The organism is Pseudomonas sp. 22490 (genome assembly GCF_052044465.1).
In the GTDB taxonomy this organism is placed as follows: Bacteria; Pseudomonadota; Gammaproteobacteria; order Pseudomonadales; family Pseudomonadaceae; genus Pseudomonas; species Pseudomonas aeruginosa.
This window is the reverse complement of sequence record NZ_JBQENS010000005.1, coordinates 141,040-153,979: the sequence shown is the minus strand read 5'-3', so window position 1 is coordinate 153,979 and position 12,940 is coordinate 141,040. Positions and strand designations below refer to the sequence as shown.

Genomic DNA, 12,940 nt, shown 5'->3' with positions numbered 1-12,940 from the left:
CCGGCGAGGCCGGAGGGCGCGCTAGGAGATTTCTTCAGAGGCGGAACTCGTGCCCCAGGTAGACTTCCTTGACCAGGTCGTTGGCGAGGATGCTCTCGGCATCCCCTTCCGCGATCAACTGCCCATCATTGACGATATACGCCGTTTCACAGATGTCCAGGGTCTCGCGGACGTTGTGGTCGGTGATGAGGATGCCGATACCCTTCGCCTTGAGGTGATGGATGATCTGCTTGATGTCGCCGACCGAGATCGGGTCCACGCCGGCGAAGGGCTCGTCGAGGAGGATGAATTTCGGCGCGCTGGCCAGGGCGCGGGCGATTTCCACCCGGCGTCGTTCGCCGCCGGACAGGCTCATGCCGAGGTTGTCGCGGATGTGGTGGATGTGGAATTCCTGCAGCAGGCCTTCCAGGGCTTCCTTGCGACCGTTGCGATCGAGGTCGCTGCGGGTCTCGAGGATCGCCATGATGTTGTCGGATACCGACAGCTTGCGGAAGATCGAGGCTTCCTGCGGCAGGTAGCCGATGCCGGCCCGGGCGCGCCCGTGCATCGGCAGGTGGGTGACGTTCTGCTCGTCGATGCGGACCACGCCCTGGTCGGCCTGGACCAGGCCGACGATCATGTAGAAGCAGGTGGTCTTGCCGGCACCGTTCGGACCGAGCAGGCCGACGATCTGCCCGCTATCGATGGACATGCTGACGTCGCGGACGACTTGCCGGCCTTTATAGCTTTTGGCCAGGTGCTGGGCTTTGAGCGTTGCCATTACTGGGCCTTTTTCTTCGGCTGGATGACCATGTCGATGCGCGGGCGCGGGCTGGTCACCTGGGAGCCGGTGGCACGACCCGCGTTGACGATCTGGCGCTGGGTGTCGTAGACGATCTTCTCGCCTTCGAAGGTGTTGCCTTCCTGGATCACCTTGGCCTGGTCGATCAGCACGACCCGGTTCTGCGTGACGAAGTACTGGATGGTCAGGCCATAGGCCTTGGTCACGTCCTTGTCCGGAGCGGGTTTCTGCTCGTAGTAGGCAGGTTTGCCGACCGAGGTCACGACCTCGATGTCGCCGTTCTTGTCCTGCTTCAGGGTCACGGTGTTGCCGGTCAGCTTGGTGCTGCCCTGGGTCACCACGACGTCGCCGCGGTAGACCGCGACGCCCTGCTTGTCGTCCAGTTCGGCGCTGTCGGCCTGGACGCGGATCGGTTGTTCGCGGTCCGAAGGCAGGGCCAAGGCCATGGAGCTGCCGAGGGCGGCAGTCAGACCGAAAATAAGGGGGAGGGTATTAACGAACCTCATGCTGACCTCTTACGTTGGACAGCAGGTGCATCCGGCTGTCTTTCAGATACGCTTTCATTCCAACAGCCGTCGTCACTCCATTGGCCGCGTCGATTTTAACGGCTTGCTCGGTCTGTGCATAATTCTTGTCGGGGAATACGGTCAGCCGAGTGGTGGTCAGGATGCTTGGTTGGCCCTTGGCATCGGTACGTGCGACGCGCACGTCGTCGATGAGTTCGACCTCCTTGCCTTTCGGTCCGACTTCGGCGCGGGCGCTCTGGATGTGCCAGGGTTGCACGTTGCCACGGAAGAGCAGCAGGTCGGGGGTGGTGACGAAAGTGATGTCCGTGGCTTTCTGGTGCTCCAGCTTCACCGCGGTCATCTCGTAGTCGAGGCTGCCGTCCTCCTGGTACTGGAGGCTATGGGCATTCTCGGCATAGTAGTCGATGGTATTGTCCTGGCCGGGACGGGTCGGCTGTTCGTTGAACAGCTCGAGCCCGACGTTCCAGTAGTAGCCCGCGACGATCAGCAACAGGGCGATCAGGGCGAGCAGCAGTTTCTGGCGTAGTGTCTTCGGCATGGTCGGCTCTACAGATAGGCGCTCTGGGCGGCTTCGAGCGTACCCTGGGCGCGCATGATCAGTTCGCAGAACTCGCGGGCGGCGCCTTCGCCGCCGCGGGCCGCGGTGACGCCATGGGCATGCTGGCGCACGAACGGGTCGGCACTGGCTACCGCCATGCCCAGGCCGACGCGGCGGATCACCGGCAGATCGGGCAGGTCGTCGCCAAGGTAGGCGACTTGCTCATAGCCTAGTCCGAGTTCGCCGAGAAGTTCGTCGAGGACGGCGAGCTTGTCTTCCCGGCCCTGATAGAGATGCTGGATGCCCAGGTTGCGCGCGCGCCGTTCGACCACCGGAGTGTCGCGGCCGGTGATGATGGCGGTGCGCACGCCGGAGGCGATGAGCATCTTGATGCCATGTCCGTCCAGGGTGTTGAAGGTCTTGAACTCGCTGCCGTCGACGAGGAAATACAGCTTGCCGTCGGTCAGCACGCCGTCGACGTCGAAAATCGCCAGGCGTATCCGGCTGGCCCGGACCGGGAGTTCCGCGGCCGAATGGGTATCGCTCATTACATCACTCCTGCGCGCAACAGGTCGTGCATGTTCAGGGCGCCGACCGGACGGTCGTCCGCGTCGACCACCACCAGTGCGCCGATCTTGTTGTCTTCCATGATCTTCAGGGCTTCCGCGGCGAGGATCTCGGCGCGGACGGTCTTGCCGTGGACGGTCATCACCTGGTCGATGGTGACCTGGCGGACGTCGATGCCCCGATCCAGGGCGCGACGCAGGTCGCCATCGGTGAAAATGCCGGCAAGCTTGCCATGTTCGTCGAGCACTACGGTCATGCCCAGGCCCTTGCGGGTCATTTCCATCAGCGCGCCGGTCAGCGAGGTGCCGAGCAGCACCTGCGGCAGCCCTTCGCCAACGTGCATGACGTCTTCCACCTTCAGCAGCAGTCGGCGGCCCAGCGCACCGCCCGGGTGCGAGAAGGCGAAGTCTTCCGCGGTAAAGCCGCGGGCTTCGAGCAGGGCGATCGCCAGGGCGTCGCCGAGGACCAGGGTTACGGTGGTGGAGGAGGTCGGGGCCAGGTTCAGTGGGCAGGCTTCCTGGCCGACACTGGCGTCCAGGTTCACTTCCGCAGCCTTGGCCAGGGGCGACTCGGGGTTACCGGTCATGCTGATCAGGGTGATGCCCAGGCGCTTGATCAGAGGCAACAGGGTGACGATTTCGGCAGTCGAGCCGGAGTTGGACAGGGCGAGGACCACGTCGTCCTTGGTGATCATGCCCATGTCGCCATGGCTGGCCTCGGCCGGATGCACGAAGAAGGAGGGGGTGCCGGTGCTGGCCAGGGTAGCGGCGATCTTCTTGCCGATGTGACCGGACTTGCCCATGCCGACGACGACGACCCGGCCCTTGCCGGCCAGCAGCAGTTCGCAGGCCTTGACGAAATCGTCGCCAATCCGCGCCAGCAGGCTGTCTACCGCGTCGCGCTCGAGGCCGATGGTGCGCTGGGCGGAATGGATGAAATCGAGGTTCTGGCTCATGTTCAACGAATGTGGCGCCTGGATTAAAGGCGGGATTATAACGGGAAAGCGTGCCCCGCTTACACCAGCCATGCTGTGAAGTCGGTCCGCATCCCCCGCGGCGCAATGTTGTATGGACTGCAATGCTCTGTTACGCCGCCGTTATCTGCACTCCGCGCTATGACTGCATAAATGTCGATATATTCGACGTCGACGCGATTTTTTTCTGTCCGTAGTGAACCTGAAGTGTGCGATATGTCCTAAAGGGCTGAGAGAACGCTCCGAACAAGCTGAATCCAAGCTGAACGGCACGGTGCCAGGCCTTGGGCCAGAACCCGCCGCAGTGCTATAGTCCGCGCCCATTCGACCCCTCCGGGATGCGTGCCTTTGCAACGGGGCAAGGCGTCCAGCATGGACGGGTCGCATCGCAAGGAGTCCTGATGAGCACCGATAGTGCCTACGCGGTCGAGTTGAAGGGCCTGACCTTCAAGCGCGGATCGCGGGCGATTTTCGACAACATCGATGTGCGTATCCCGCGCGGAAAGGTGACCGGCATCATGGGCCCGTCCGGTTGCGGCAAGACCACGTTGCTGCGGCTGATCGCCTCCCAGTTGCGTCCTTCGAAGGGGGAGGTCTGGGTCAACGGGCAGAACCTGCCGCAGCTTTCGCGCGGCGACCTGTTCGACATGCGCAAGCAGTTCGGCGTGCTGTTCCAGAGCGGGGCGCTGTTCACCGATCTCGACGTCTTCGAGAACGTCGCGTTTCCGCTGCGTGTGCATACCCAGCTGCCGGAAGAGATGATCCGCGACATCGTCCTGATGAAGCTTCAGGCCGTCGGCCTGCGCGGCGCCGTGGAACTGATGCCGGACGAGCTTTCCGGCGGCATGAAGCGCCGCGTCGCCCTGGCCCGGGCGATCGCCCTGGACCCGCAGATCCTGCTCTACGACGAGCCGTTCGTGGGGCAGGATCCGATCGCCATGGGCGTCCTGGTGCGCCTGATCCGCCTGCTCAACGATGCCCTCGGCATCACCAGCATCGTGGTTTCCCATGACCTGGCCGAGACCGCCAGCATCGCCGACTACATCTATATCGTCGGCGACGGCCGGGTACTTGGCCACGGGACGCCGGACGTCCTCAAGGAAACCGACGATCCTCGTATCCGCCAGTTCGTCAAGGGAATCCCGGATGGTCCCGTTCCGTTCCATTATCCGGCCCGCGACTACCGGGCCGACCTGCTGGGAGAGCGCTGATGCGTAGAGTCTCTCCCCTCGAACGTATCCGCCTGTTCGGCCGCGCCGGCCTGGACGTGGTCGCCGCGCTCGGCCGCTCGACCCTGTTCCTCGGCCACGCCCTGCTCGGCCGGCGCACGCCAGGCACCGGTTTGCACCTGCTGGTGAAGCAACTCTACTCGGTAGGCGTGCTGTCGCTGGCGATCATCGTTGTCTCGGGCCTGTTCATTGGCATGGTGCTGGCCCTGCAGGGCTACAACATCCTGATTTCCTATGGTTCCGAGCAGGCGGTCGGGCAGATGGTGGCCCTGACCCTGCTGCGCGAACTGGGGCCGGTGGTGACCGGCCTGCTGTTCGCCGGCCGTGCCGGCTCTGCGCTTACCGCGGAAATCGGCAACATGAAGGCCACCGAACAGCTTTCCAGCCTGGAAATGATCGGTGTCGACCCGCTCAAGTACATCGTCGCGCCGCGCCTGTGGGCCGGTTTCATCTCCATGCCGCTGCTCGCCGCGATCTTCAGCGTGGTCGGCATCTGGGGCGGGGCGATGGTCGCGGTCGACTGGCTGGGCGTATACGAGGGGTCGTTCTGGGCGAACATGCAGAACAGCGTGCAGTTCACCGAGGATGTGCTCAACGGCGTGATCAAAAGTATCGTATTCGCCTTCGTGGTGACCTGGATCGCGGTCTACCAAGGCTACGACTGCGAGCCGACCTCGGAAGGAATCAGCCGGGCGACGACTCGGACCGTGGTCTATGCCTCCCTGGCGGTGCTGGGGCTCGACTTCATTCTGACTGCTTTGATGTTTGGAGATTTCTGAATGCAAACCCGCACCCTGGAAATCGGTGTCGGCCTGTTCCTCCTGGCCGGCCTGCTGGCCCTGTTGCTGCTGGCCCTGCGGGTCAGCGGCCTGAGCGTGGGCAACGCCGGCGATACCTACAAGGTCTACGCCTACTTCGACAACATCGCCGGTGTTACCGTGCGCGGCAAGGTCACCCTGGCCGGCGTGACGATCGGCAAGGTGACGGCGGTCGACCTGGATCGCGACAGCTACACTGGTCGCGTGACCATGGAGATCAACCAGAACGTGAACAACCTGCCGGTCGACTCCACGGCGTCGATCCTGACCGCCGGCCTGCTGGGCGAGAAATACATCGGCATCAGCGTCGGCGGCGACGAGGATGTTCTGAAGGACGGCAGCACCATCCACGACACCCAGTCGGCGCTGGTGCTGGAAGACCTGATCGGCAAGTTCCTGCTGAACTCGGTTAACAAAGACGAAGCCAAAAAGTGAGGTTTTCTTCCATGCTGACTCTTCTGCGTCGCGGCCTGCTGGTGTTCCTGGCGGCTTTCCCGCTGCTTTCCATGGCGGCGCCGACTCCGCAACAGGTGGTGCAGGGCACGGTCGACGAACTGCTTTCCGACATCAAGGCCAACAAGTCCGCCTACAAGGCCGATCCGCAAAAGCTCTATGCCACTCTCGACCGTATCCTCGGGCCGGTGGTCGATGCCGAAGGCATCGCCAAGAGCGTGATGACCGTCAAGTACTCGCGCCAGGCCTCACCCGAGCAGATCAAGCGCTTCGAGGAAGTGTTCAAGAACAGCCTGATGCAGTTCTACGGCAACGCGCTGCTCGAATACGACAACCAGGACATCCGCGTGCTGCCTAGTTCGGCCAAGCCGAGCGACGATCGCGCCAGCGTCAACATGGAAATCCGTGACAGCAAGGGCACGGTCTACCCGGTCTCCTACACCATGACCAACCTGGCAGGTGGCTGGAAGGTCCGCAACGTGATCATCAACGGCATCAACATCGGCAAGCTGTTCCGCGACCAGTTCGCCGACACCATGCAGAAGAACCGCAACGACCTCGAGAAGACCATCGCCGGCTGGGGCGAGGTGGTCGCCAAGGCCAAGGAAACCGCGAAAGCGGAAGAGGCCGGGGCGAAATGAGCCAGGCCAGCCTGCGCGAAGGCGCGGCCGGCGAACTGCAGCTCGCCGGCGTGCTCGACTACAGCAGCGGGCCGGCGTTGCGCGAGCAGGGCGGTCGGCTGATCCGCGCCAGCCAGGCGGCGGAACTGGTCGTCGACTGCTCGGCGGTGGAGCGCTCCAGCAGCGTGGGCATTTCCCTGTTGCTGGCCTTCATGCGCGACGCACGCAAGGCCGGCAAGGTCCTGAGCGTCAGGGCCTTGCCGGACGACATGCGGGAGATTGCCAAGGTCAGCAGCCTTCTGGAGATCCTGCCTTTGCAGGAATGACCGGCCGGCGGAACGAGCGGCCCTCCGTCTGCGCGTCCCTTCCTGGGGTTCGCAGGCGGAGGGCTTTTTTGTATGATGGCCGACCGTGCGCGTAGGGCGCCCGATTGAGGTTGAGCATGCAGGCCGAAGACGTTAAGAGCCTTCTCCAGGAAAAACTCCCCGGCACCCAGGTGGAAGTCGAGGGCGAAGGGTGCAATTTCCAACTGAATCTGATCAGCGACGAACTGGCCGGCCAGAGCCCGGTCAAGCGTCAGCAGCAGGTCTACGCCCATTTGAACGCCTGGATCGCCGATGGCAGCATCCATGCCGTCACCATGAAATTCTTCAGCCGCGCCGCCTGGGCCGAGCGTTCCTGAGCCCACGGGGGATCATTGCAATGGATAAACTGATTATTACCGGCGGTAACCGCCTCGATGGCGAAATCCGCATTTCCGGCGCGAAGAACTCGGCGCTGCCGATCCTGGCCGCGACCCTGCTGGCCGATACTCCGGTCACCGTCTGCAACCTGCCGCACCTGCACGACATTACCACCATGATCGAACTGTTCGGCCGCATGGGCGTGCAGCCGATCATCGACGAGAAGCTCAACGTCGAAGTCGACGCCAGCAGCATCAAGACCCTGGTCGCGCCGTACGAACTGGTGAAGACCATGCGTGCCTCGATCCTGGTGCTGGGCCCGATGCTGGCGCGCTTCGGCGAGGCCGAAGTGGCCCTGCCGGGCGGTTGCGCGATCGGTTCGCGTCCGGTCGACCTGCATATCCGCGGTCTCGAGGCCATGGGCGCGCAGATCGAGGTCGAAGGCGGCTACATCAAGGCCAAGGCGCCCGCCGGCGGCCTGCGTGGCGGTCACTTCTTCTTCGATACCGTCAGCGTGACCGGCACCGAGAACCTGATGATGGCCGCCGCGCTGGCCAACGGCCGCACCGTGCTGCAGAACGCCGCTCGCGAGCCTGAGGTGGTCGACCTGGCCAACTGCCTGAACGCCATGGGCGCCAACGTCCAGGGCGCTGGCTCCGATACCATCGTCATCGAAGGCGTGAAGCGCCTCGGCGGCGCTCGCTACGACGTACTGCCCGACCGTATCGAGACCGGCACCTACCTGGTGGCCGCGGCCGCGACCGGCGGCCGGGTGAAGTTGAAGGATACCGACCCGACCATCCTCGAGGCGGTCCTGCAGAAGCTGGAAGAGGCCGGTGCCCACATCAGCACCGGCAGCAACTGGATCGAGCTGGACATGAAGGGCAACCGGCCGAAGGCGGTCAACGTGCGTACCGCGCCGTACCCGGCGTTCCCCACCGACATGCAGGCCCAGTTCATCTCCATGAACGCGGTTGCCGAAGGCACCGGCGCGGTCATCGAGACGGTCTTCGAGAACCGCTTCATGCATGTTTACGAAATGAACCGCATGGGTGCGCAAATCCTCGTCGAAGGCAACACCGCCATCGTCACCGGCGTACCCAAGCTCAAGGGCGCTCCGGTCATGGCGACCGACCTGCGCGCATCCGCGAGCCTGGTGATCGCCGGCCTGGTGGCCGAAGGCGACACCCTGATCGATCGCATCTACCACATCGACCGTGGCTACGAGTGCATCGAAGAGAAACTCCAGCTGCTCGGCGCCAAGATCCGCCGCGTACCGGGCTAGCGGAGGCTGTCGCGCAAATGCTGACCATCGCCTTGTCCAAGGGCCGGATTCTCGACGATACCCTGCCGCTGCTCGCAGCGGCGGGCATCGTACCGTCGGAGAACCCGGACAAGAGCCGCAAGCTGATCATCCCGACGTCCCTGTCCGATGTGCGCCTGCTCATCGTGCGCGCCACCGACGTGCCGACCTATGTCGAGCATGGCGCCGCCGATCTCGGCGTGGCCGGCAAGGACGTGCTGATGGAGTACGGCGGCCAGGGACTCTACGAACCGCTGGACCTGCGTATCGCCAACTGCAAGCTGATGACCGCCGGCGCCATTGGCGCGCCTGAACCCAAGGGACGCCTGCGGGTGGCCACCAAGTTCGTCAATGTCGCCAAGCGCTACTACGCCGAGCAGGGCCGCCAGGTCGACGTGATCAAGCTGTACGGCTCGATGGAGCTGGCGCCCCTGGTCGGTCTCGCCGACAAGATCATCGACGTCGTGGATACCGGCAATACCCTGCGCGCCAACGGCCTGGAGCCCCAGGAACTGATCGCCACGATCAGCTCGCGCCTGGTGGTCAACAAGGCCTCGATGAAGATGCAGCACGGTCGCATCCAGTCGCTGATCGATACCCTGCGCGACGCCGTCGAGGCGCGACACCGTCACTGATACCCGTGCGGCTCCGCGCCGCACCTGCCTATCCGTGTCATAGCCAAATTTTCTCGGGTGCCCGCACGGTGGGCTTGGTAGTCTAGCGGCGCCCGAGACAACGCCATCCATAAAAGAGGCTCGCTATGACCGCTCCCTTCGCTATCCGTCGACTCAATGCCGCTGATCCGGACTTCGGGCGTCATCTGGATCATCTGCTGAGCTGGGAAAGTGTCTCCGACGATTCGGTCAACCAGCGCGTCCTCGACATCATCGCCGCCGTACGCAGCCGTGGCGACGCCGCCGTGGTCGAGTTCACCCAGCGCTTCGACGGTCTCCAGGCCGCCTCGATGGCCGACCTGATCCTGCCGCGCGAGCGCCTGGAGCTGGCTCTCACCCGTATCACCGTAGCCCAGCGCGAAGCCCTGGAAGTCGCCGCCGAGCGCGTGCGCAGCTACCACGAGAAGCAGAAGCAGGGTTCCTGGCGCTACACCGAGGCCGACGGCACGGTGCTCGGCCAGCAGGTCACCCCGCTGGACCGCGCCGGGCTCTATGTGCCGGGCGGCAAGGCGTCCTACCCGTCCTCGGTGCTGATGAATGCGATCCCGGCCAAGGTCGCCGGGGTGTCCGAAGTGGTCATGGTCGTACCGACCCCGCGCGGCGAGATCAACGAGATCGTCCTCGCCGCCGCCTGCATCGCCGGTGTCGACCGTGTCTTCACCATCGGCGGGGCACAGGCCGTGGCCGCGTTGGCCTACGGCACCGAAAGCGTGCCGCGGGTGGACAAGATCGTCGGCCCCGGCAACATCTACGTGGCCACCGCCAAGCGTCACGTGTTCGGCCAGGTCGGCATCGACATGATCGCCGGTCCCTCGGAAATCCTCGTGGTCTGCGATGGCCAGACCGATCCCGACTGGATCGCCATGGACCTGTTCTCCCAGGCCGAACACGACGAAGACGCCCAGTCGATCCTGGTCAGTCCGGACGCGGCGTTCCTGGACCGCGTCGCGGACAGCATCGCTCGCCTGCTGCCGACCATGGAGCGCGCCGAGATTATCCGCACCTCCCTGGAGGGGCGCGGCGCGCTGATCCAGGTCGCCGACCAGGCCCAGGCCTGTGCGGTGGCCAACCGCATCGCCCCGGAACACCTGGAGCTGTCGGTGGCCGATCCGGAAAGCTGGCTGCCGGAGATCCGCCATGCCGGCGCGATCTTCATGGGCCGCTACACTGCCGAGGCCCTGGGCGACTACTGCGCCGGCCCGAACCACGTGCTGCCGACCTCCGGTACCGCGCGTTTCTCTTCGCCGCTGGGGGTATATGACTTCCAGAAGCGTTCGTCGATCATCAACTGCTCGGCCGAGGGCGCTTCGGTCCTCGGTCGCACCGCTTCGGTGCTGGCTCGCGGCGAGTCGTTGACCGCCCACGCGCGCAGCGCCGAATACCGCATCCTCGACGAGAAGGAGGCCTGAGCATGAGCAAATTCTGGAGTCCCTTCGTCAAGGACCTGGTGCCTTATGTGCCGGGCGAGCAGCCGAAGCTGTCGCGGCTGGTCAAGCTGAACACCAACGAGAATCCCTACGGTCCGTCGCCACAGGCGCTCGCCGCGATGCAGGCGGAACTCAACGACGACCTGCGCCTGTATCCCGATCCCAACGGCGAGCGGTTGAAGCAGGCGGTCGCCGCGCACTACGGCGTACAGGCCAACCAAGTGTTCGTCGGCAACGGCTCCGACGAGGTGCTCGCGCACATTTTCCATGGCCTGTTCCAACACGACCTGCCGCTGCTGTTCCCGGACGTGACCTACAGCTTCTACCCGGTCTATTGCGGCCTGTACGGGATCGCGCACGAGAAGATCGCGCTGGATGAAAGGTTCCGCATCCGCGTCGAAGACTACGCGCGGCCCAACGGCGGGATCATCTTCCCCAATCCGAACGCGCCGACCGGCTGCCTGCTGCCGCTGGACGCCATCGAAGCGATGCTGAAGGCGTCGCCGGATTCGGTGGTGGTGGTCGACGAGGCCTATGTCGACTTCGGTGGCGAGAGCGCCATCGCCCTGGTCGATCGCTACCCGAACCTGCTGGTCACCCAGACGCTGTCCAAGTCGCGCTCCCTGGCCGGCCTGCGGGTCGGCCTGGCGGTCGGCCATGCCGATCTGGTCGAGGCGCTGGAGCGGATCAAGAACAGTTTCAATTCCTACCCGCTGGATCGCCTGGCGATCGCCGGCGCGGCGGCGGCTTTCGAGGACGACGCCTATTTCCGTCGGACCTGCCAGGCAGTGATCGATAGCCGCGAGGCGTTGAGCGCCTCTTTGCAGGCGCTGGGCTTCGAGGTGCTACCGTCGGCCGCCAACTTCGTCTTCGCCCGTCATCCGCAGCATGATGCCGGGCAGATTGCCTCGACCCTGCGCGAGCAGGGAGTGATCGTCCGCCATTTCAAGCAGGCGCGGATCGACCAGTTCCTGCGTATCACCATCGGCAGTCCGGAGCAGAACCAGGCGCTACTGGACGCCCTGCACTTCCTCAAGTGATACGAAAACGGCGCCCGAGGGCGCCGTTTTCAATGGCGGGGATCACTCGCCGCCGTCCTGTTTCTGCTGTGGAGCCGGTGCCGGCGGCGGACGCAGGCCGACCTCGGCGGTCAGGTTGACCTTCTGTCCGTTGCGCAGCACCACGATGCTGATCTTCTGTCCCGGACGGGTGCGCGCCACCTGGTTCATCGAGCGGCGGCCGTCGCTGGCTTCCTGCTTGTCGATGGTCAGGATCACGTCGCCCGGCAGCAGGCCGCCGCGTGCCGCCGGGCCGTCGCGATAGACGCCGGCGACGACGATCCCGGCGGTTTCGCCGAGGCCCAGCGACTCCGCCAGTTCCGGGGTCAGCGCCTTGACCTCGACGCCGAGCCAGCCGCGGATCACCTGGCCGTGCTCGATGATCGACTGCATGACCTCCAGGGCCAGCTTGGTCGGGATGGCGAAGCCGATACCCTGGGAGCCGCCGGACTTGGAGAAGATCGCCGTGTTGATGCCGATCAGGTTGCCGGCAGCGTCCACCAGCGCGCCGCCGGAGTTACCGGGGTTGATCGCCGCGTCGGTCTGGATGAAGTCTTCGTAGGTGTTCAGGCCGAGCTGGTTGCGTCCGGTGGCGCTGATGATGCCCATGGTCACGGTCTGGCCGACGCCGAACGGGTTGCCGATGGCGAGGCAGACGTCGCCGGTGCGAATGCCGTCGGAGCGGCCGAGGGTCATCGCCGGCAGGTTCTTAAGGTCGATCTTCAGCACGGCCAGGTCGGTTTCCGGGTCGCTGCCGACCAACTGGGCGATGGTTTCGCGGCCGTCGCGCAAGGCCACGATGATCTGGTCGGCGCCAGCGGTCACGTGGTTGTTGGTCAGCAGGTAGCCTTCCGCGCTCATGATCACCGCCGAGCCGAGGCTCGATTCCATGCGCTTCTGTTGTGGCAGGTTGTCGCCGAAGAAGCGGCGGAACATCGGGTCGTCGAACAATGGGTGGGAGGGCTTGCTGACCATCTTGGTGGTGTACAGGTTGGCCACTGCCGGAGCCGCCCGGCTCACCGCATTGGCATAGGACACCGGGCCTTCCTGCAGACGGCTGAGCAGAGGCGCCTGCTCGACGTGCACCTCCTGGCGTGGCAGGCCGACCAGCTCGGGGTTGCGCTGGATGATCAGCAGGGCCAGCAGCACGCCGACCAGCACGGGCCAGCCGAGGAAACGCAGGGCCTTGGGCATCGGGACAATCCTTGGGGTTGCGAGGCCGAAAAGCGGCCGATAAGGTGGCGCCCATTATAGGGGGAAGCCGTCCATTAGAGGAGCGGCGCGCCCTG

Annotated in this window: 16 protein-coding genes; 10 read left to right on the top strand and 6 right to left on the bottom strand. The window is 64.6% G+C overall.

All coding sequences use genetic code 11. The annotated features are described in order from the left end of the window. Window positions 1–34: 34 nt before the first annotated feature. From lptB to kdsD, 5 genes are read right to left on the bottom strand one after another with little or no spacing between them, the layout of a single operon-like run. Window positions 35–760, bottom strand: a complete 726-nt coding sequence (gene lptB / locus ACTJJX_RS07615) for an LPS export ABC transporter ATP-binding protein (RefSeq protein ID WP_003094355.1) — start codon at window positions 758–760, stop codon at window positions 35–37. Beyond that, window positions 760–1,287 carry a lipopolysaccharide transport periplasmic protein LptA gene (gene lptA, locus ACTJJX_RS07610; RefSeq protein WP_003120916.1) on the bottom strand — a complete coding sequence of 176 codons (528 nt, stop codon included), beginning with the start codon at window positions 1,285–1,287 and terminating at the stop codon, window positions 760–762. The genes lptB and lptA overlap by 1 nt, the downstream gene beginning before the upstream one ends. Beyond that, the gene (gene lptC / locus ACTJJX_RS07605) at window positions 1,274–1,846 is read right to left on the bottom strand and encodes an LPS export ABC transporter periplasmic protein LptC (RefSeq protein WP_003094353.1); all 573 of its coding nucleotides are present in this window, start codon (window positions 1,844–1,846) and stop codon (window positions 1,274–1,276) included. Before lptC ends, lptA begins: the two co-directional genes overlap by 14 nt. An 8-nt stretch (window positions 1,847–1,854) precedes the next feature. Continuing rightward, entirely contained in the window at window positions 1,855–2,394 is a 540-nt protein-coding gene (locus ACTJJX_RS07600; protein WP_003112742.1) for a KdsC family phosphatase, read from the bottom strand. Continuing rightward, window positions 2,394–3,374, bottom strand: a complete 981-nt coding sequence (kdsD, locus tag ACTJJX_RS07595) for an arabinose-5-phosphate isomerase KdsD (protein WP_003094347.1) — start codon at window positions 3,372–3,374, stop codon at window positions 2,394–2,396. The genes ACTJJX_RS07600 and kdsD overlap by 1 nt, the downstream gene beginning before the upstream one ends. A 413-nt stretch (window positions 3,375–3,787) precedes the next feature. Here kdsD and ACTJJX_RS07590 point away from each other — a divergent pair, with 413 nt between their 5' ends. From ACTJJX_RS07590 to hisC, 10 genes are all read left to right on the top strand, one after another. Beyond that, window positions 3,788–4,597 (top strand): ATP-binding cassette domain-containing protein, encoded by an 810-nt coding sequence (locus ACTJJX_RS07590; protein ID WP_003094343.1) that lies wholly within the window; start codon window positions 3,788–3,790, stop codon window positions 4,595–4,597. Next, the gene (gene mlaE, locus ACTJJX_RS07585) at window positions 4,597–5,394 is read left to right on the top strand and encodes a lipid asymmetry maintenance ABC transporter permease subunit MlaE (protein ID WP_003094341.1); all 798 of its coding nucleotides are present in this window, start codon (window positions 4,597–4,599) and stop codon (window positions 5,392–5,394) included. The genes ACTJJX_RS07590 and mlaE overlap by 1 nt, the downstream gene beginning before the upstream one ends. Continuing rightward, on the top strand, window positions 5,395–5,868 hold the full coding sequence (gene mlaD / locus ACTJJX_RS07580) for an outer membrane lipid asymmetry maintenance protein MlaD (RefSeq protein ID WP_003094339.1): 474 nt from the start codon (window positions 5,395–5,397) through the stop codon (window positions 5,866–5,868). It begins immediately after the preceding gene. Between the two features lie 11 nt (window positions 5,869–5,879). Continuing rightward, entirely contained in the window at window positions 5,880–6,527 is a 648-nt protein-coding gene (locus tag ACTJJX_RS07575) for an MlaC/ttg2D family ABC transporter substrate-binding protein (protein ID WP_016852109.1), read from the top strand. Beyond that, window positions 6,524–6,832 (top strand): STAS domain-containing protein, encoded by a 309-nt coding sequence (locus ACTJJX_RS07570; protein WP_003094335.1) that lies wholly within the window; start codon window positions 6,524–6,526, stop codon window positions 6,830–6,832. The genes ACTJJX_RS07575 and ACTJJX_RS07570 overlap by 4 nt, the downstream gene beginning before the upstream one ends. Window positions 6,833–6,948: 116 nt before the next feature. Continuing rightward, window positions 6,949–7,188, top strand: coding sequence for a BolA family protein (locus ACTJJX_RS07565; protein WP_003094334.1), 240 nt, complete (start codon window positions 6,949–6,951; stop codon window positions 7,186–7,188). Window positions 7,189–7,208: 20 nt separating this feature from the next. After that, window positions 7,209–8,474, top strand: a complete 1,266-nt coding sequence (gene murA / locus ACTJJX_RS07560; protein WP_003094332.1) for a UDP-N-acetylglucosamine 1-carboxyvinyltransferase — start codon at window positions 7,209–7,211, stop codon at window positions 8,472–8,474. Between the two features lie 17 nt (window positions 8,475–8,491). After that, window positions 8,492–9,127 carry an ATP phosphoribosyltransferase gene (gene hisG / locus ACTJJX_RS07555; RefSeq protein ID WP_003098837.1) on the top strand — a complete coding sequence of 212 codons (636 nt, stop codon included), beginning with the start codon at window positions 8,492–8,494 and terminating at the stop codon, window positions 9,125–9,127. 125 nt (window positions 9,128–9,252) lie between these two features. Next, window positions 9,253–10,575 carry a histidinol dehydrogenase gene (gene hisD / locus ACTJJX_RS07550; protein ID WP_003094326.1) on the top strand — a complete coding sequence of 441 codons (1,323 nt, stop codon included), beginning with the start codon at window positions 9,253–9,255 and terminating at the stop codon, window positions 10,573–10,575. A 2-nt stretch (window positions 10,576–10,577) separates the two neighbouring features. After that, entirely contained in the window at window positions 10,578–11,633 is a 1,056-nt protein-coding gene (gene hisC / locus ACTJJX_RS07545) for a histidinol-phosphate transaminase (RefSeq protein WP_003134757.1), read from the top strand. Between the two features lie 42 nt (window positions 11,634–11,675). On the opposite strand, the gene algW is transcribed toward hisC, so the two are convergent. Then, window positions 11,676–12,845 carry a Do family serine endopeptidase AlgW gene (gene algW / locus ACTJJX_RS07540; RefSeq protein WP_003134756.1) on the bottom strand — a complete coding sequence of 390 codons (1,170 nt, stop codon included), beginning with the start codon at window positions 12,843–12,845 and terminating at the stop codon, window positions 11,676–11,678. Between the last annotated feature and the right edge of the window lie 95 nt (window positions 12,846–12,940).